Here is a 17,958-nt window from a genome sequence, read left to right as displayed (position 1 = left end):
TCAGCCCAGCCGCGGCAGGTCGCCGATGCGGGCGCCGTGCACGGGCCCGTGGGCGCGCTTCACGGTCTCGCACGCCCCTGAAGCCGTGAGCGCCACCGACAGGTCGAGCGCGTGCTCGTGGTCACGCACGAGGAACGCGATGGTGGGCCCGGAGCCGCTGACGACGCCGCCGAGCGCGCCGTACTCGAGCCCGACGTCGAGCACGTCGCCGAGGTCCGGCCGCAGCGAGCACGCGGCGGGTTGCAGGTCGTTGCGAAGCGCCTGGCCCAGGGCCGTGCTGTCGCCGCTGCGCAGGGCCTGCATCACCTCGTCGCTGACCCGGGGCTCGGGCAGCACGCGTCCTGCGCTGAGGCGGTCGAACTCCGCGTACACCGCAGGCGTCGACAGGCCGTCGTCGCTGAGCGCCAGCACCCAGTGGTACTGGCCGCGGGCGAGCGCGGGCGTGATCTGCTCGCCGCGGCCCGAGCCGATGGCGGTGCCGCCGACGAGCGCGAAGGCGACGTCGGAGCCAAGCTCGGCCGCGAGCTCGAGCAGCTCGGCGCGGTCGAGCGATGCGTTCCACGCGGCGTCGCACGCCACCAGCGCGGCGGCGGCGTCCGCCGACCCGCCGGCCATGCCGCCGGCCACCGGGATCCCCTTGTGCAGCTTGAGGTGCGCCCCTCGCTCCACGCCGGCGCGGCGGGCCACGAGTCGGGCCGCGCGCACGGCGAGGTTCGTGCGGTCGGTGGGCACGCCCTCGACGTGGTCACCCGTGACCTCGAGCGTGATGCCCTCAGCCGCCGGCGTGACGGTGAGGTCGTCGAAGAGGCTGACGGCGTGGAAGACCGTGGCCAGCGGGTGGAAGCCGTCGGGCGCAACGCCTCCCACCGACAGGTCGAGGTTGATCTTGGCGGGCACGCGCACGCTCACGCTGGAGGTGCGGTCGGCTGCCATGGAGCCACCCTAGGTGAGAGCCAGCGCCGCCCGCGCATCGGCGAGCGCGACGAACTCGGCCACGCCGAGCTGCTCACCGCGCGTGCGGGGGTCGATCCCGGCGGCCCGCAGGGCGTCCTCCGCGGCCTGCGCCGACCCCGCCCAGCCGGCGAGCGCCGCCCGCAACGTCTTGCGCCGCTGGGCGAACGCGGCGTCGACGGCGGCGAACACCGCGGCCCGGCCCACCTGACTCTGCGGCTCGGGACGGCGCACGAGGCGCACGAGCCCGCTGTCGACGTTCGGCACGGGCCAGAACACCGCGCGGCCGACGTTGCCCGCGCGGGTGACGTCGGCGTACCAGGCGGCCTTGACGCTCGGCACGCCGTAGGCCTTCGAGCCCGGAGGCGCCGCGAGGCGCTCGGCCACCTCGGCCTGCACCATGACCAGCCCCGAGCGCAGCGACGGCAGCCGCTCGAGCAGGTGCAGCAGCACGGGTACCGAGACGTTGTAGGGCAGGTTGGCCACCAGCGCGGTGGGCGGCGGCCCGGGCACCTCGTCGACGTGCAACGCGTCGGCGGCGACGACCTCGAGGTGGTCGGCTACGTCCGGCCGCCGGGCCTGCACCGTGGCCGGCAACGCCTGCGCCAGCAGGGGGTCGACCTCGATGGCGACGACGCGCTGCACGACGTCGAGCAGGGCCAGCGTGAGCGAGCCGAGCCCGGGGCCGACCTCGACCACGACGTCGTCGGAGCCGACGTCAGCGGCTCGCACGATGCGGCGCACCGTGTTCGCGTCGATGACGAAGTTCTGCCCGCGCTGCTTGGTCGGGCGCAGGCCGAGCGCGTCGGCCAGGGCGCGGACGTCGGAGCCGCCCAGGAGGCCGTCGGCGTTCGTCACGCCGCCACTCNGTGCGTGCACTTCGGGTCCGAAGTGCACGCACGGGTCGGGGTGGGGGTGGGGTGGGGGTCAGTGGGGGGTGTCGCGCAGCCAGCGCCAGGCCACGGCGCCCACCCAGACCTCGTAGCCGAGGGTCGTGAGGGCGAGCAGGGGGAAGAGCTCGCCGACGACGACCGTCGCGCTGCCCACGAGACTCACGGGCAGAAGCACCAGTCCGGTGCGCTGCAGCCAAGGCGACGTCCCCGTCCGGCGCAGGCCCAGCACGATGGCGCCGACGAAGAACAGCCGCGGCAGCACCGAGAACGCGAGCGCGTACGGCGCCACGGAGTCCCAGCCGGCGAGGATGCGGACGTCGGAGCCGGCGCTGGCGGCGTCCAGGGCGACGTCGTGCAGCACGCCGGCGAACGGCCAGACGAGGGCGAGCAGGGTGCCCGAGGCCACGGCCACTGCCGACAAGGAGCCCGTGGTGTCGGCCCGTCTCAGCCGATGGTGGACGACGCCGAGGAAGCCGAGCAGCAGCGTGCCGGCCACCATGAAGGCGTAGTTGCCCAGCCGGTAGGCGGTGGCGGCATCCAGCACGTGGGTGCCGCGCTCGAGAGGCGGGTCGCTCGGGGAGCCGCCGTTCGGCAGGACGAGAGTCGCCATGAGCACCATGACGCTGAGCTGGCAGACGGTGAACGCTACACCGAAGCGGGCGCTGAGGCGTTCGATGGATCGAGCGGCGGTAGCGCCGGAGGTGGTGGTTCGGTCGAGAGGTGCGACCAGAGACATGACTGCGTTCCTTCGGGTTGCTGAGGATGGCCTCCAGGTTCGAGGCCCGACGGCTCGGCGAGCCGGTCACCGAAGGTAGGAGCGTGCGGGCCGCCGCCACATCGACCGCCGGGACGGTCTTGCGCTCAGCCCCTGGCGGCGCCGCCGCTCAGCCCGCAGGATGATGCGTCCGGCAACACCGCCGACCTACCCTCGGCGCGTGGATCTTCTGCGACGCCTGCGCACGACGCGGCTCGACGCGGCGCTGGCCGTGGTGTTCACCGTGCTCGGGCTCGTGCAGCAGGGGGTCGCGCCGCTCGCCGAGCCCGCCGTCGGCGTCCTCTACGTCGTCGGCTCGACGCTGCCGCTGGCTTGGCGCCGCACGCTGCCGGTGCCGGCAGCCCTGGTGTCGGCGGCCTTCTGGCTCGTGCCCCTCGTCGGCTACCCGGTGCTCGGCTTCGTCGTCGTCGTGCTGCAGTTCTTCGCTCTGGGTGAGCGCGTGGAGTCCAGCCGGGCCTTCGCTGCCACCGTCACCGTGGCGTCGGCGGCCTCCGTGATCGGCACCTTGCTCGGACCCGAGGTGCCCGTGGCCGCCATCGGCGCGGTACTCGTCGTGGCTGCGCCGGCGCTGGCCGGGCGCCTGATGCGCCACCAGCGTCGGCAGAACCTCGCACTCGTCGAGCTCACCGAGGAGCTCGCCGCCGAGCGGTCCCGCGCAGAGGCGGCCGCCGTCGGCGCCGAGCGGGCGCGCATCGCCCAGGAGCTGCACGACGTCGTCGGCCACGAGCTCACGCTGATCGCGATCCAAGCCGAGGCCGCCGCCTCCGCACTGCGCGTCTCGCCCGACCGGGCGGTCGATCCGGTCGAGGCGATCCGTGCGACGGCGCACCGCACCCTCGGCGAGATCCGCGAGGTGCTTCAGCTGCTGGCGCCGGACGGCGAGGACGTCGGCCCCGGCGCCGAGTCGATCGCCGACGTCGCCGAGCGGGCGCGCGCCGCCGGCATCGCGAACTCGTTGTCCGTGAGCGGCACCCCGGCGTCCGAGCACGCTCCGGTGTCGATGGCGGTGAGCCGGATCGTGCGCGAGTGCCTCACCAACGCCGGACGCCACGCACCGGGCCAACCCGTGCAGCTGGACGTCCGCTGGCAGCCCGACCGCGTGAGCCTGACGGCCGTCAACGCCGCGCGACACAGCCGACCGCCCGTGGCCGGCCGTGGGCTCACCGGCATCAGGCACCGCGCCGAGCTGCTCGGTGGCACGTTCGACGTCAGCCACGACGCCGGCCGCTTCGCCGTCAGCGTGACGATCCCCGCCGGCGGTGCCGCATGACGCGGGTGCTGCTCGTCGACGACCAAGAGATGGTGCGCCACGGCCTGAGGCTGATCCTCGAGCTCGCGGGTGTCGAGGTGGTGGGTGAGGCGTCCGACGGTGCAGCAGCGGTCGACGCCGCCGCCGACCTGGCGCCCGACGTCATCCTGATGGACCTGCGCATGCCCGTGCTCGATGGGGTCGAGGCCACCCGGCGCATCACCGCGACGAGCAGCGCCAAGGTGCTGGCGCTGACGACCTTCGACGCCGACCAGCACGTCGCCGACGCGCTGCGGGCGGGCGCCGTCGGCTTCCTGCTCAAGGACGTCACGTCCGACGGCCTCGTCGACGCCGTGCGCCGGGCCGCCGCCGGTGAGCCGGTGATCGCCCCGGCGGTGCTGGCTCGGCTGATGACGCACTTCTCCGCCAGCCCGCCGCTGCCGCCTCGCCGGCCGCCCGGCTTCGACGACCTCAGCGAGCGCGAGCGCGAGATCCTCGCCCTCATCGGGGCGGGGCGCTCGAACGCCGAGATCGCCGCCGAGCTCGTCATCAGCATGGCCACGGTGAAGACGCACGTGCGGCACGTCTTCGCCAAGCTCGCGCTGCGCGACCGCGCCCACGCCGTCGTGGTGGCGCGTGATGCAGGGGTCGTCCCGCCGTCCTGAGCCGCCTGGCGCGGTCAGCGCGACGTCAGTCGAACAGGTGCGAGCCGCAGCCCCACTGCGAGGCGCCGCCGCGCGCGTAGAGCATCTTGGCGCGCATGGTCTGCTCGGACGGCGAGGCGTCGATCGGGTTGCCCGAGCCGCCGACGCGGTGCCAGGTGGCGAGCGAGAACTGGTAGAGCCCGTAGTAGCCGGCCGGGTTCACCGCCCGAGGGTTGCCACCGGACTCGCACTTGGCCAGCGCCGCCCAGTTGAGGCCGCCGGAGCTGGCGGGGACCGACGCCGTGGACGGCGCCCGAGTGCCGACCTTCTGCACCTGCGTCACCGGCTCGGTGACGACGACGGTCGTGAGCTCCTTGCGCGCGGTGGCCTTGCCGTTCACGTACGTGACGAGGTAGGTCACCTTCGCGGTGCCGGGCTTGCCCTTGGTGGTGACCTTCGTCGTCCCCTTGTCGAGCGAGCTCGACTTCGTCGACCGGGTCTTGAAGGCCACGGTGCGCGTCGCCTGCTCCTGCTTCTGCACGACGCGGTCGAGGCGGATCGAGGCGCCGTCGGTGAGCGGCTTGGTGAGCGGGGCCGAGAGGCGGTCCTTCGCGCCCGGCTCGACGCCGACCTCCTCGAGCAGGTCGCCCACCGTGGCCGCGTACGTGACCCGCGCCGACTTCTTGCCACCGACGACGAGGGTCACGGCCTTGCGGGTGTCGAGGTCCATCGACAGGCCCTGGCGGCCGAGCGGCAGCGAACGCGACACCGACAGGCGCGCGGAGTCGGCGCGCAGCCCGAGCTGGGTCAGCGCGTCGTCGACGCTCAGAGCCGTCGTCCAGAACTCTCGCTGGTGACCGTCGATCGTGACGATCAGCTTGCGGCCGTAACGCACCACGACGTCCGAACCGTCCGACACCTTCGTCGAGGGCGACGGCGACACGATGTCGTGCCCGTCAACGGTGATCCCCTCGCTGCGCAGGACGTCGCCCACCGTGGAGCCGAAGGCGTGCACCGAGCGGTGCTGGCCGTCGACCACGAGGTCAACGCTCTTGTCGAAGCTGGTGAAGGCGACGGTGCCGGCCACCAGGCCGGTCAGCGCCAGTCCTTGGACGATGAGTCGAGTGGTGCGTGAGATCACAGCGGTCCAGACGTCGTAGCACCCGCGCACGGTCCCGGTCACGCGCACTCGGCGTTGCGGGCCACGGCATTTCGCTCTCCGGGCCCTCAACGACGAAGGGCAGGGCCCATGATCAGGACCTGCCCCCGACGTGCGCGCTGCCCGAGGTCTTCCCCGACCACGGCCAACAGCCAACGACCATAACGAGAACGTCACGACACGCCAAACGCACCGCTCTGACCTGCGGTGTTGGCGTGTCGCGTGCGGTTTCGGGCCTTCCCGCCCGACCGGTGGGCGTCCGACTGGCGGCCGATGGTGGCGGTGGCCCGGCGCACGGCCTCCTGCGGCACGCCCTGGACGATGTCGCGCAGGAACCCGTAGCGGCGCAGCCACTGCGACCGCGCACCGGACGCGCGCTCCTCGGTGGCGTGCCACCAGTCGGCGATGTCGCCCCAGCCGGGCGCGGCGAGCGAGCCACCGAACTGCTGAACCGCTAGTGCCGCAGAGAGGTTGGCGAAGCCGAGCCGGTCGGCGAGCGGCCAGCCGGCGAGCGTGCCGGTGACGAACGCGGCCGCGAAGACGTCACCCGCACCCGTGGGGTCGAGCGGCGTCACGGGCAGCGCCGGCACCCACTCCTCCTCGCCGCTCACCGAGTCGACCGCGAGCGCGCCATGAGCCCCCGCGGTGACGACGGCGATCGGGACGCGGTCGGCGAGCGCGTACAACGCGGCCCACGGGTCGTCCGTGCGCGTGTAGGCCATGGCCTCGACGCTGTTGGGCAAGAACGCGTGGAAGTGCTCGAGCTGCGACAGCATCTGCTCCGACCACTCACCGCTGGGGTCCCAACCGGTGTCGGCGAACAGCAACGTGCCGGCACCGGCAGCCTTCGCGACCCACGGCTCGAGCTCGGGGCGCAGGTCGACCAGCGTCGCCTGGGCGCGCGGCGGGTCACCGATCATCGTGCTGGCGTCCTCCGGCGCGGGGTGCCCGTGCGACACCATGGAGCGATCGAGGTCGACCGACATCGACACCGTCACCGGCGAGTGCCAGCCGTCGTAGCGCTTGGCGCGCGACAGGTCGACACCCTCCTGCTCGCTCAGCGTCGTCCAGTTGAACTCGCCGTAGGAATCGTCGCCGAACGCCGCCGCGAGCGAGGTGCGCAACCCCAAGCGGCTCGCGGCGATCGCGACGTTCGCGACACCGCCGGGGCACGATCCCATGCCCTCGGCCCACACCTCGGTGCCCGTAGCCGGGCGCTCGGGCAGCCCGGTGAACACCAGGTCGAAGAAGACGGTGCCGGCCAGCAGCAGGTCGAAGTCGACGTCCTGCGGGCGGGTCGCGGCGAGCGGGTCGAAGCGGCTGCGAGTCAGGTGCTCACCGGTCGGGTGGTGGTCGTTCTCGTGGCGTGCGATGGCTGCGCCTCCGTCCTGTCGGTCAGGCTGCTCGACGGTCCCTGCTGCGCGCGATGGCCCGGCGCGGGAGGATGCGACTCGTGCGTCTGACGATCCTAGGTGGTGGCGGCTTCCGCGTCCCGCTCGTCGTGCGAGCTCTTCAGCGGCCGGGCGTGAGCGATCTCATCGACGAGGTCGTCCTCTACGACTCCGAACCCCTGCGACTCAGGGCGATCGGCAACGTGATCGCCGGGCTAGGAGGCGGTGGGCCATCCGTTCGCGTCGAGACGACGCTCGACGCCGCTCTCTCGGGCGCCGACGTCGTCTTCTCGGCCATCCGCGTGGGCGGAGCCGCCGGGCGCGTGGCCGACGAGCGCGTAGCGCTGTCTCTCGGCGTGCTCGGGCAGGAGACCACCGGCCCCGGCGGCGTGGCCTTCGCGCTGCGCAGCATCCCCGTGGCGGTGGACGTCGCGCGCCGGCTCGCCGAGCTGTCCCCCGAGGCGTGGGTGGTGAACTTCACCAACCCGGCCGGCATGGTGACGCGCGCGATGCAGCAGGTGCTGGGTGATCGGGTGATCGGGATCTGCGACTCGCCGTCCGGGCTCGTGCGACGCGCTGCGCTCGCCACCGGTCTGCATCCCGCTGCCGTGCAAGCCGACTACGCCGGCCTCAACCACCTCGGCTGGCTGCGGGCGCTGCGCGTGGACGGCGTCGACCACCTGCCGGCGCTGCTGGCCGACGACGCGGCGCTGGGTTCGTTCGAGGAGGGGCGCCTCTTCGGCGGCGAGCTGCTCCGGCTGCTGGGATGCGTGCCCAACGAGTACCTCTACTACTACTACTTCGAGCGAGAGGCGGTCGCCGCCATCCAGGCGGCCGACCGCACGCGCGGTGAGTCGCTGCGCGACCAGCAGGGCGGGCTGTACCCGCGGCTCGCCGGGTCACCGGAGCAGGCCGCGGACCTGTGGGAGGCCGCCCGGCGCGAGCGCGAGGAGGGGTACCTCGCCGAGTCGCGCTCCGCTGACGAGGCCCGCGACGAGGCCGACCTCGCGGGCGGTGGGTACGAGCAGGTGGCGCTCGCGGTGATGCGCGCGGTGCTGGCCGACGAGCCGGCGGAGCTGATCCTCAACGTGCGCAACGGTTCTGCGCTCGATCAGCTGCCTGCCGACGCGATCGTCGAGGTGCCGGCGGTGGTCGACGGCCGCGGGGCGCGGCCGCACTCGGCGGCGCCGTTCGACGCTCACCAGCTGGGGCTGGTGAGCTCGCTGCGCGCCGTCGAGGACGCGGTGGTGGAGGCGGCGACGACGGGGTCGCGCGACGCCGCCCTGCTCGCGCTCACCGTGCACCCGTTGGTCGACTCGGCGGCCGTGGCGCGCCAGCTGCTCGCGGGCTACGTGGCCGCTCACCCGCAGCTCGCCAGCCTGCTGCGCTGACCCCGCGGGCCGCCGTCCGCCCGTGATCATGCACGCCAGCGCACGGCCGCGCCCGTGATCATGCACGCCAGCGCATCCCCTCGCCCGTGATCATGCACGCCAGGGCATGGACTGGGGAGGATCACTCCACCGCGAGATGGCGACTGGGGCACCCTGCTCCACTAGGAGTGGAGCAGGGTGCCCCCGCGCCCATCTCGGGCGGGGTGGGTGGGGGTTACTTGATCGCGGCGTTGGCGGCCTGCTGCGCCTTCTGCAGCCCGCTCTGCACCGGCGTGCGGCCGGCGAAGATGTCCTTGAAGATCGGCGAGTAGGCGTTGGCGCCGTCACCGAACTTCGGACCGAACGGCGCCGGGATGGTCTTGGTGCCCCCGGCCTCGCCGAACTGCGACATGTCGACGTTCGCGCTCTTCCAGAAGTCGTAATACGCCTGCTGCGCGCCGGTGACGGCGGGCAGCGCGGCACCGGACTTGCCGACGTACGACGCGCCCTCGGGCGAACCGAGCCACTTCAGCACCTTGATGGTGGCGTCCTTGTGCGGCGTCTTGGCGTAGCCCGCGGCGATGACGCTGTTGACGACGCTCACCCGACCGGCCGGGCCGGCGGGAATCGGCGCGACGCCCCAGTCGAACTTGGCGCCGTCGTTGACGTTCTTCAGGTTGTAGGTACCCGACTCGAACATCCCCATCTTGCCCTGGATGAACTTGTCGCGGCTGAAGTCGCCGTTGTCGTTCGTGTCCGACGCCGGCGGGGCGACGTGGTACTTGTTGATCAGGTCGACCAGGTACTGGATCGCCTCGGCGCTCTTCGGCTCAGCGAAGGTGAAGGTGCCGTCGTCCGCCTGGAACCGGCCGCCGTTGGACCCGATGAAGTTGTAGTAGATGCCCTGCAGGTCGTTGGCCGCGTTGAAGCCGTACTGCGCCAGCTTCTTGGGGTTGAAGCCCGGCTGGTCGGCGGTCTTGCCCGAGTCGTCCTTCGTGAGCTTCTGCGCCGCCTTCAGGAAGGTGTCGGACGACGGGTCGTCGGGCTTCCAGGTCAGGTTCGAGACGTCGACGCCGGCCTTCGAGACGAGGTCCTTGTTGTAGTAGAGGACGATCCGGCCGTCGGTGAGCGCCGGCACGCCCCACATGGTGCCGTTGCGGGTGTACTGCTCGACCGCCGCCTGCACCCAGCCGGACTTCTCGTCGGGGAGCGCCTGGTCGATGTTCATCAGGGCGCCGCTGTCGGCCAGCGCACCGAACGGCGAGCTGTTGAGCCAGAAGACGTCGTCGATGTCGCCGCTGGAGACGTCGAGCGGCAGCTTGGTGAAGTAGTCGGCGTAGGGCACCAGGTTGAGCTTCACCGTGATGTCGGGGTTCTTCTTGGTGAACTCGGCGAAGGACGCCTCGTACGCCTTGGCGACCTGGTCGTCCCACAGGCGCACCGTGACGGTCGTCTTGCCGGCGGCGTCCTTGGTGTCGTCGCCGCCGGACGATGACGGCGAGCAGGCCGCAGCCCCCAGCGCCAGAAGGGCTGTGGCCGCGACAGCGGTCAGTCGGGTTCTCATGTGCTCCCTCTCATTTGAATCCGGTGATCGTGATCGACCGGACGACATGGCGCTGAAACGCCAGAAACAGGACGAGCAGCGGCACGATGGCCACCGTCGTGGCGGCCATGACGAGCGTCCAATGGCCGTTGTACTGCGACTGCAGGTTGGCGGTGGCGAGCGTGAGCGTGCGCCACTTCGGCCCGCTGGTGATCACGAGCGGCCACAGGAAGTTGTTCCAGTGCGAGACGATCGTGATGATCGCGAGGGTCGCCAGGATCGGCCGGCTCACCGGCACGATCACGTGCCGCAGCACCTGCAGCGTGTTGCACCCGTCGAGCCGGGCCGCACTCACGAGGTCCTCAGGGATGGCCCGGAAGTACTCGCGCAGCAGGAAGATCGCGTACGGCGACCCGAACACCTGCGGCAGCACCAGCGCCCAGAACGTGTTGCGCAACCCCATCTGCGCGAACATCGCGTACAGCGGGATGATCGTGACGATCTGCGGCACCATCAGCGTCGCGAGATACACCCAGAACAGCGCGTCGCGGCCAGGGAACGACAGGCGCGCGAACGCGAACGCCGCGAGCACCGAGAACAGGAGCTGCCCGACGAGGATGACGACGACGACCTGCGCCGTCACCACGACCGGCGACAGGAAGTCGTACCGGCCGCCGAACAGCTCGCTGAAGTTCTCGCCAGTGACCGGCGACGGCAACGACAGCGCGGGTTCGGACGCGAACTGCAGCGGCGTCTTCACCGCCGTCATGAGGCTGAGCAGGAACGGCCCGAGGGTCAGCGCCGCCGCCGCGAGCAGGACGACGTACGCGCCGACGTCGCCGAGGCGGCTGCGGTGCGGCGTGCGCCGGCTGAGCCCGCTCACGTCGACAGGTCGTACGTCGTGCGCCGGCTGAACCAGCGCTGCTGACCGACGGTGATGACCACCAGCACCGTGAAGAGCACCAGCGCCATCACCGAGGCCTCCCCGATGTTGCGCGACTGGAAGGCCTGGTAGTAGATCCGCCCGGCGATGACGTCGGTGACGCCCTCGGGGCCGCCTTGCGGCGTCAGCGCGTAGATGGAGTCGAAGACCTGGAAGCTGCTGATGACGCCGGTGACGAGCACGAAGAACATCGTGGGGCGCAGGAGCGGCAGCTTGATCCGCCAGAAGGTCTGCCAGGGGCCCGCGCCGTCGATCCGCGCGGCCTCGATGAGATGGGCCGGGATGTTCTGCAGGCCCGCGGCGAAGAAGAGGGTGACGTACCCGACCTGGGTCCAGACCGTCACCGCGGCCACCGACGGCAGCGCGAGCGCGGGATCGGCGAGCCACTCGACCCGGTGCCCGATGAGCGCGTTCAGCGCGCCGTCGGTGGGAGCGAGGATCCAGCGCCACACGACGCCGAGCACCAGCGGCGCGCAGATCCACGGCAGGACGTAGATCACCCGGAACGCCGGCGAGCCCGGCAACCCGCGCGTCAGCAGGCTGGCCGCGAAGAGCCCGAGCACCACCTCGACCGGGATCACCAGCAGCACGAAGACGGCGGTGATCACCAGCGAGCGGCCGAACGCGGCGTCGGTGAGCACCTCGTGCCAGTTCCGCAGACCAACCCACTGCGCCGACGAGATGAGGTCCCAGTGGTTCAGGCTGAGCCACAGCACCACGAGGATCGGCAGCACGAGGAACGCGGTGATCCCGAACAGGCTGGGGGCCAGCAGGGCGTACGCCGTGCCGGTCTCGCGCCGTCCGCCGCTCACGTGCACCTCCTGCCGTCGCGCAACTGTTTGCCGTGGTGCGTCAAGGGCGATTCAATACGACGTGCCGAAGATCGGCGCGCCAGGGGTCACCCACAGGCGGGAATGACGCGTTCACCCACGCGCGCCATCGACCCGGCGATATGCTCCGAGCCGACCTCGAGCACGCAGGAAGGGGCGTTCGCCGATGATGGCGGTGTTGCTCGCCGGGGGGCTCGGCACGCGCTTGCGACCGTACACGATGACGATCCCCAAGCCTCTGCTGCCTTTGGGCGACAAGGCGACCATGGAGATCGTCCTCGGTCAGCTCGCCGCGCAGCGCTTCACTGACGTCGTGATCACGTTGGGACACATGCCCGACCTGGTCAAGGCGATGCTTGGCGACGGCGCTCGCTTCGGTCTGCGGATCCGCTATGTCATCGAGGACCAGCCCCTCGGCACCGCGGGGTCGCTGCGTCTTGTCGACAACCTGGGGCTGCTCGACGACACCTTCCTGGTCATGAATGGAGATCTGCTGACTACGATCGACTACGGCGGCCTCGTGCGCGAGCAGCACGACCGACGTGAGGCCGCCACGGTCGTCTTGACCCGCCGCGACGTCGCGATCGACTACGGAGTCGTCTACGTCGACGACGACGGCAACCTCGACCGGTACGACGAGAAGCCGGTGCTGCACCACCACGTCAGCACCGGGGTCTACGCCCTTGACCGCGCCGTGGTGCAGCACGTTCCTGCCGGCCGTTTCGACATGCCCGACCTCGTGAGAGCTCTTGTTGCCGCTGGCGACGGCGTGCACTGCCACATCACCCAGGAGTACTGGCAGGACATCGGCCGCTTCGACGACTACCAGCGCGCGAGCGCCGACTTCGTCGCTGACCCCGGCCGCTTCCTGCCCGACGCGACTCCCTCGGCGTCGTGAGCCTGCCGCCCACCGTCGCCGAGCTGGCGCGCGCCGTCACTCGGCGCGACCGCTCACTGCTGGACGCCGACCTCACCGAGGCCCATGACCGGGTAGTCGAACGCGTCCGCGGTCGGCACGTGCTCGTGGTCGGCGGTGCGGGCAGCATCGGATCAGCCACCGCGGCCCAGCTCCTGCGTTTCGCCCCGGCCGCCCTGCACATCGTCGACGTCGACGAGAACGGCCTCACCGAGCTGGTCCGGGATCTGCGCAGCCAGGGGGCCGTCCCGGTGGCGACGGAGCTGCGCACTACCCCCTTGGACGCCGGCAGCCCGGCCATGCGTCGGTTGCTCGCCGCCAGCCGGTACGACCTTGTGCTCAACTTCGCGGCGGTCAAGCACGTGCGCTCGGAGAAGGACGCCCTGTCGCTGCTGCGAATGCTCGAGGTCAACGTCCGCATGCCGCGGCGGCTGCTCGAGGACGTCGCGCGCGTGGCCGAGCGATACTTCGCCGTCTCGACCGACAAGGCCGCGAACCCCGTCAACCTTATGGGCGCGACCAAACGCGCCATGGAGCACGTGCTGCTCGACGAGCCCCTGGGCCCGGTGGTCACGAGCGCCCGGTTCGCCAACGTGGCGTTCTCGCAGGGCTCGCTGCTCGACGGGTGGCTGCGGCGCCTGGCCAAGCGGCAACCCTGGGCGGTCCCCGAGGCCACGCGGCGGTATTTCGTCTCGCTCGAGGAGGCGGGCCAGTTGTGCCTGCTCGCCTCGACGCTCGGGTCGGCTGGTCAGCTGGTGATTCCCACGCTGGACCCTGCGGACCATCTGCGCGACCTCGTCGAGGTGGCCACTGACGTCATGGGCGCGCTGGGGCTGACTCCCCAGCTGCATCGCGACGAGCAGGCCGCGCGTCTGGCGGCCGAGAACCCGAAGCCCGGCACGTGGCCGCTCCTGGTGACTCCGCTCGACACCGCCGGCGAGAAGGAGTACGAGGAGTTCGTCGCCGACGGCGACGCGGTGCACGATCTCGGCTTCCGCGCCCTGCAGTCAGTGGAACCGCCACGGTGCGACTCCGCGACGGTGCACGAGGTCCTCCAAGAGGTCGGCGAGCTGCTCGACGACAGCGAGCGTCCAGTCGACGAAGACTCCATCGAGGCGCTGGTGTCACGGCTGGTGCCCGAGCTCACGCACCGCAGGAGCGACCGCACGCTGGACGCGCGGATGTAGCAGGGGCCGAGCGCTCAGCTACCGAGCGCTCAGCTACCGCGTGCTCAGCTACCGAGCGCCGCGCGGGCGAGCTCGTCGAGGGACGGCGGTTCGCGCCGCCCGACCAGCCGGTGGAGCAGCTGCGGGTCGCCCACGACCCGCTGGATGCCCCCTGGAACGGTGTCCTCGATCGTCACCGGCACACCCCGAGCAGCCGCCATGGCGTCGATGAGCTCGGCCCACCGCACGCCGCGACCGGTGCAGACGTTGACCAAGGGGACCTCGCCGACGTGAGCGGCGAGATCGAGCAGGAGCTCGGCGGCGGCGTCCACGCCCATGAGGTCGCGCACGAGCGAGGAGTCCCATGCCCGCACCACTCCGCCCGACGACGGCAGCTCGCGCACCACCTTGGCGAACTCGGACGCCGGGTCGCGGCCTGCGCGGTCGGCAGCCACCACGTTGAAGACCCGGGCCACGGTCGCCGTCAGCCCCGCGGCCACGAGCTCGCCCACAGCCTGCGTCCCGGCCAGCTTGCTGGCGCCGTAGTCGCTGACGGGTACGGCCGGATCGCTCTCGCGGACGCGCTCGCCCGGCGGGTCGCCGTACTCGGCGGCCGAGCCGATCGTGAGCAGTGCTGCCTGCGCCTCGAGCGCGATGTCGGCCAGCCGCCGCAACCGGACGACGTTGGCGTCCCACAGCTGCTCACGGTCGCCGGACGTGCGGCCAGCCGCGTCGATGACGACGGTTCCGCGGCGCAGCAGCCTCCGCAGTCGCACCGGCTGCTGCTCAGGGCGTCCGACCGGCACGACGTCCAGACCACGCGCGGTCGCGGCAGCCGCGATGTGCCGCCCGAGGAAACCTCCCGCACCCACCACGACCAGCGGCCCGCCGTTCACGTCCGCGTCCCTGCCGCGCTCAGCGAGCGCAGGTAGCGGTCGGTGACCCAGCTCTGCAGCCACCAGCCGAGCCGGCCCGAGGCCCGGGCGGGCCAGGTCGCCTCGACCGCGAACGCCCGCACGGTGAAGGTCACGCGGCCGTCGTCCCCGAGCCGGACGACGAACGACTCCTCGCCGCGTTCCGGATGGCCGGGCAGCGTGCCGTACGCGAAACCCGCCACGTCGCTCTCGCGCACCACCGCCACGACGCGACACGGCGCCCGCGCCGCCAGCGGGCCCACGCCCGCGCTGAGCTCGACGACGGCGTCCGGCTCGACGTCGGACGACGCCCGCACCCGCAGCCCCGCCCGCGCCTGCACCTGCCACGCGAGCAGGTCGGCGACGGCGACGTTCCAGGTGCCGCGCCCCCGGCCGAGGACGCGGCTGCGCTCGAGGTGGTGGTAGCCGGACGGCAGGTCAGCGGCCAGCGACGCGCCGACCTCGGGGTAGGTGAGCGACGCCGCAGCCAGCTGGGCCGCGCGAGCAGCCTCGAGCGGCGCGACGCGGCTCGGGCCGCCCACCATCAGTCCCAGGGCCCGTAGAGCTGCTCGGCCGTCTCGTCGAGCGCGCGGCACAGTGACGGCACGTCGACGTTCAGCACCTGAGCCATGGCCCGCACCGTGTGCGGCACGAGGTAGCTGGCGTTCGGACGTCCGCGGTAGGGCACCGGCGTGAGGTACGGCGCGTCGGTCTCGACCTGCAGGTGGTCCAGTGGCGTCACCGCGAGCGCGTCGCGCAGGCCCTGGGCGTTCTTGAACGTCACCGTGCCCGCGAACGACAGATAGTAGCCGGCCTCGACGCACCGGCGGGCCATGTCGGCGTCGCCGCTGAAGCAGTGGAACACGGTGCGCCGCGGTGCACCCTCCTCCTGCAGGATCCGCAGGACGTCGTCGTGCGCGTCCCGGTCGTGGATCTGCAGCGCGACGTCGAGCTCCTTGGCCAGGGCGATGTGGCGCCGGAACGACTCCTGCTGCACCGCACGGCCTTCGGGGCCGGTGCGGAAGTAGTCGAGCCCGCTCTCACCGACGCACACGATCCGCGGACGCCGGGCCAGCTCGGCGATCTCGTCGAGCGCGGCGTCCAGCTCGCCGCGCTCGGCCAGTCGGGGCGCCTCGTTGGGGTGCAGCGCCACGGCGCCCAGGAGGCGAGGCTGGCGGGCGACGAGCTCGACCGTCCAGCGGGCGCTCGGCAGGTCGCAGCCCACCTGGACGGCGCGCGTGACGCCCACCCGCGCCGCGTCCTCGATGAGCCGCACGAGCTCGGCGTCGTCGTCCGGCACGGTGTCGTGGTGCGGCCACGAGTCGCGCGAGGCCGCGCCGATGTCGAGGTGGGTGTGGTTGTCGACGACCGGAAGCGGCAGGGCGTCCGGCAGCGGGGGCAGCTCGGGCCGCTCGCTCACGAGGCGGTTTCGCCGCGCAGGCGGGCCAGCTCGTCGTCGACCACCGAGGGGTCGAGCTTGGTGAACAGCGGGGTCGGTGGCCCCACCGGCGTGCCGGCGACCACCGGCACCGACTCCCAGCGCGGGAAGCCGGTGTAGTCGCCCATGAGCACGGGGTAGGCCGGCCCGCCGTCGAGGTCGTCGACCTCGCGGATCTCGGGCATGGGCGAGACGACGCCGGTGCCGCCGAAGGTCTCGTGCACGGACTGCGCGCTGAACGGGAGGAACGGCGAGAGCAGCACCCGGCAGTCGCAGATCGCCTGCACCGCGACGTGCAGCACGGTGGCCATGCGCTCGCGGTCGTCCTTGAGCTTCCACGGCGCCTGGTCGGACAGGTACGCGTTGACGAGCCCGACGACGCGCATCGCCTCGGCCAGCGCGTGCTTCTGCCGGTGGGTCTCGATCAGCTCACCGACGGTGTCGAAGCCGGCAGCGGTGGCGTCGAGCAGCCCGCGGTCGTCGTCCGTGAGCTCGCCGGCCGACGGGATCTCACCGAAGTTCTTGTGCACCAGGTTCGCCGTGCGGTTGACCAGGTTGCCCCAGCTGGCGACCATCTCGTCGTTGGTGCGGCGCACGAACTCCGCCCAGGTGAAGTCGGTGTCCTGCGACTCCGGGCCGGCGGCCAGCAGGAAGTAGCGCAGGGCGTCCGGCTGGTAGCGCGCGAGCATGTCGCGCACGTAGATCACGATGCCGCGGCTGGAGGCGAACTTCTTGCCCTCCATGGTGAGGAACTCGCTGCTGACGACCTCGGTCGGCAGCTGCAGGTCGCCGTACACGCCGGGCTCGCCGCCCTTGGCGCCCTTGCCGTCGTAGCCCAGCAGCTCGGCCGGCCAGATCTGGGCGTGGAAGGTGATGTTGTCCTTGCCCATGAAGTAGTACGACAGCGCCTGCGGGTCGTTCCACCACTGGCGCCACGCCTCCGGGTCACCGGTGCGCCGCGCCCACTCGATGGACGCCGAGAGGTACCCGATCACGGCGTCGAACCACACGTAGAGCCGCTTGGTGGGCTGGTCCTCCCAGCCCGGCACGGGGATGCCCCAGTCGAGGTCGCGCGTCATGGCCCGCGGGCGCAGGTCGTCGAGCAGGTTGAGGCTGAACCGCAGGACGTTCGGCCGCCACAGGCCCTCGGCCTCCTTGGCGTGCATCCACTCCCCCAGCGCCTCGGCGAGCGCCGGCAGGTCGAGGAAGAAGTGCTGCGTCTCGACGAACTCCGGCGTCTCGCCGTTGATCTTGCTGCGCGGGTTGATGAGGTCGGTGGGGTCGAGCTGGTTTCCGCAGTTGTCGCACTGGTCGCCCCGCGCGCTGTCGTAGCCGCAGATCGGGCACGTGCCCTCGATGAAGCGGTCGGGCAGCGTGCGCCCGGTGGACGGCGAGATCGCGCCGCGCGTCGTCTGCTCGACCAGGTAGCCGTTGCGCTGCACGCCACGGAACAGCTCCTGCGCGACGGCGTAGTGGTTGCGCGTCGTCGTCCGGGTGAACAGGTCGTAGGTGAGGCCCAGTGCGGCGAGGTCCTCGACGATCATCCGGTTGTACCGGTCGGCGAGCTCGCGCGGCGTCACGCCCTCGGCGTCGGCCTGCACCAGGATCGGCGTGCCGTGCTCGTCGGTGCCGCTGACCATGAGCACGTCGTGCCCGCGCATCCGCATGTAGCGGCTGAAGACGTCGGAGGGCACGCCGAAACCGGCGACGTGGCCGATGTGGCGCGGGCCGTTGGCGTACGGCCAGGCGACGGCGGACAGGACGTGGCTCATGGGG

17 protein-coding genes are annotated in these 17,958 nt (G+C 71.9%); 5 read left to right on the top strand and 12 right to left on the bottom strand.

All coding sequences use genetic code 11. The features are described from left to right. The 3 genes from ASD06_RS14595 to ASD06_RS14585 form a co-directional block, all read right to left on the bottom strand. Nucleotides 1-933, bottom strand: coding sequence for a 4-(cytidine 5'-diphospho)-2-C-methyl-D-erythritol kinase (locus ASD06_RS14595; protein ID WP_056679210.1), 933 nt, complete (start codon nucleotides 931-933; stop codon nucleotides 1-3). 9 nt (nucleotides 934-942) lie between these two features. Next, the gene (gene rsmA, locus ASD06_RS14590; RefSeq protein WP_056679361.1) at nucleotides 943-1,809 is read right to left on the bottom strand and encodes a 16S rRNA (adenine(1518)-N(6)/adenine(1519)-N(6))-dimethyltransferase RsmA; all 867 of its coding nucleotides are present in this window, start codon (nucleotides 1,807-1,809) and stop codon (nucleotides 943-945) included. Nucleotides 1,810-1,878: 69 nt separating this feature from the next. Next, a complete protein-coding gene (locus tag ASD06_RS14585; protein ID WP_157371731.1) occupies nucleotides 1,879-2,454 on the bottom strand; it encodes a hypothetical protein in 576 nt (191 codons plus the stop codon). A gap of 325 nt (nucleotides 2,455-2,779) precedes the next feature. Between ASD06_RS14585 and ASD06_RS14580 the strand changes: the two genes are divergently transcribed. Together ASD06_RS14580 and ASD06_RS14575 are read left to right on the top strand one after the other, a co-directional pair. Further along, nucleotides 2,780-3,889 carry a sensor histidine kinase gene (locus tag ASD06_RS14580; protein ID WP_056679205.1) on the top strand — a complete coding sequence of 370 codons (1,110 nt, stop codon included), beginning with the start codon at nucleotides 2,780-2,782 and terminating at the stop codon, nucleotides 3,887-3,889. Next, complete coding sequence (locus ASD06_RS14575) at nucleotides 3,886-4,533, top strand: response regulator transcription factor (protein ID WP_056679203.1); 648 nt, start codon at nucleotides 3,886-3,888, stop codon at nucleotides 4,531-4,533. Before ASD06_RS14580 ends, ASD06_RS14575 begins: the two co-directional genes overlap by 4 nt. A 25-nt stretch (nucleotides 4,534-4,558) precedes the next feature. Here the strand turns inward: ASD06_RS14575 and ASD06_RS14570 are convergent, their stop codons facing one another. Both ASD06_RS14570 and ASD06_RS14565 read right to left on the bottom strand, forming a co-directional pair. Then, a complete protein-coding gene (locus tag ASD06_RS14570; protein WP_162248090.1) occupies nucleotides 4,559-5,695 on the bottom strand; it encodes a resuscitation-promoting factor in 1,137 nt (378 codons plus the stop codon). 149 nt (nucleotides 5,696-5,844) lie between these two features. Then, nucleotides 5,845-7,044: a PfkB family carbohydrate kinase gene (locus ASD06_RS14565; protein WP_369853761.1), complete on the bottom strand. Its 1,200-nt coding sequence runs from the start codon at nucleotides 7,042-7,044 to the stop codon at nucleotides 5,845-5,847. 80 nt (nucleotides 7,045-7,124) lie between these two features. On the opposite strand from ASD06_RS14565, the gene ASD06_RS14560 reads away from it, so the two are divergent. Further along, complete coding sequence (locus ASD06_RS14560) at nucleotides 7,125-8,453, top strand: 6-phospho-beta-glucosidase (protein ID WP_056679356.1); 1,329 nt, start codon at nucleotides 7,125-7,127, stop codon at nucleotides 8,451-8,453. A gap of 214 nt (nucleotides 8,454-8,667) precedes the next feature. Here the strand turns inward: ASD06_RS14560 and ASD06_RS14555 are convergent, their stop codons facing one another. The 3 genes from ASD06_RS14555 to ASD06_RS14545 are packed head-to-tail and all read right to left on the bottom strand — an operon-like array spanning nucleotide 8,668 to nucleotide 11,730. After that, on the bottom strand, nucleotides 8,668-9,996 hold the full coding sequence (locus tag ASD06_RS14555) for an ABC transporter substrate-binding protein (protein ID WP_056679197.1): 1,329 nt from the start codon (nucleotides 9,994-9,996) through the stop codon (nucleotides 8,668-8,670). Nucleotides 9,997-10,006: 10 nt separating this feature from the next. Further along, the gene (locus ASD06_RS14550) at nucleotides 10,007-10,858 is read right to left on the bottom strand and encodes a carbohydrate ABC transporter permease (protein ID WP_056679193.1); all 852 of its coding nucleotides are present in this window, start codon (nucleotides 10,856-10,858) and stop codon (nucleotides 10,007-10,009) included. After that, nucleotides 10,855-11,730 (bottom strand): carbohydrate ABC transporter permease, encoded by an 876-nt coding sequence (locus tag ASD06_RS14545; protein ID WP_056679190.1) that lies wholly within the window; start codon nucleotides 11,728-11,730, stop codon nucleotides 10,855-10,857. The genes ASD06_RS14550 and ASD06_RS14545 overlap by 4 nt, the downstream gene beginning before the upstream one ends. A 184-nt stretch (nucleotides 11,731-11,914) precedes the next feature. On the opposite strand from ASD06_RS14545, the gene ASD06_RS14540 reads away from it, so the two are divergent. Then, on the top strand, nucleotides 11,915-12,646 hold the full coding sequence (locus ASD06_RS14540) for a sugar phosphate nucleotidyltransferase (protein ID WP_056679187.1): 732 nt from the start codon (nucleotides 11,915-11,917) through the stop codon (nucleotides 12,644-12,646). Further along, a complete protein-coding gene (locus tag ASD06_RS14535; protein ID WP_056679185.1) occupies nucleotides 12,643-13,851 on the top strand; it encodes a polysaccharide biosynthesis protein in 1,209 nt (402 codons plus the stop codon). The genes ASD06_RS14540 and ASD06_RS14535 overlap by 4 nt, the downstream gene beginning before the upstream one ends. Nucleotides 13,852-13,895: 44 nt before the next feature. On the opposite strand, the gene ASD06_RS14530 is transcribed toward ASD06_RS14535, so the two are convergent. From ASD06_RS14530 to metG, 4 genes are read right to left on the bottom strand one after another with little or no spacing between them, the layout of a single operon-like run. Further along, nucleotides 13,896-14,726 carry an NAD(P)-dependent oxidoreductase gene (locus tag ASD06_RS14530; protein ID WP_056679181.1) on the bottom strand — a complete coding sequence of 277 codons (831 nt, stop codon included), beginning with the start codon at nucleotides 14,724-14,726 and terminating at the stop codon, nucleotides 13,896-13,898. Next, nucleotides 14,723-15,286, bottom strand: a complete 564-nt coding sequence (locus ASD06_RS14525) for a DUF1990 family protein (RefSeq protein WP_200942227.1) — start codon at nucleotides 15,284-15,286, stop codon at nucleotides 14,723-14,725. The genes ASD06_RS14530 and ASD06_RS14525 overlap by 4 nt, the downstream gene beginning before the upstream one ends. A gap of 2 nt (nucleotides 15,287-15,288) precedes the next feature. Then, nucleotides 15,289-16,164, bottom strand: a complete 876-nt coding sequence (locus ASD06_RS14520) for a TatD family hydrolase (protein WP_056679175.1) — start codon at nucleotides 16,162-16,164, stop codon at nucleotides 15,289-15,291. Continuing rightward, the gene (metG, locus tag ASD06_RS14515) at nucleotides 16,161-17,954 is read right to left on the bottom strand and encodes a methionine--tRNA ligase (RefSeq protein WP_056679172.1); all 1,794 of its coding nucleotides are present in this window, start codon (nucleotides 17,952-17,954) and stop codon (nucleotides 16,161-16,163) included. The genes ASD06_RS14520 and metG overlap by 4 nt, the downstream gene beginning before the upstream one ends. Nucleotides 17,955-17,958: the final 4 nt, after the last annotated feature.

Origin of the sequence: Angustibacter sp. Root456 (assembly GCF_001426435.1) — a bacterium.
GTDB lineage: Bacteria > Actinomycetota > Actinomycetes > Actinomycetales > Angustibacteraceae > Angustibacter.
This window is presented reverse-complemented; position numbering and strand designations above follow the sequence as displayed.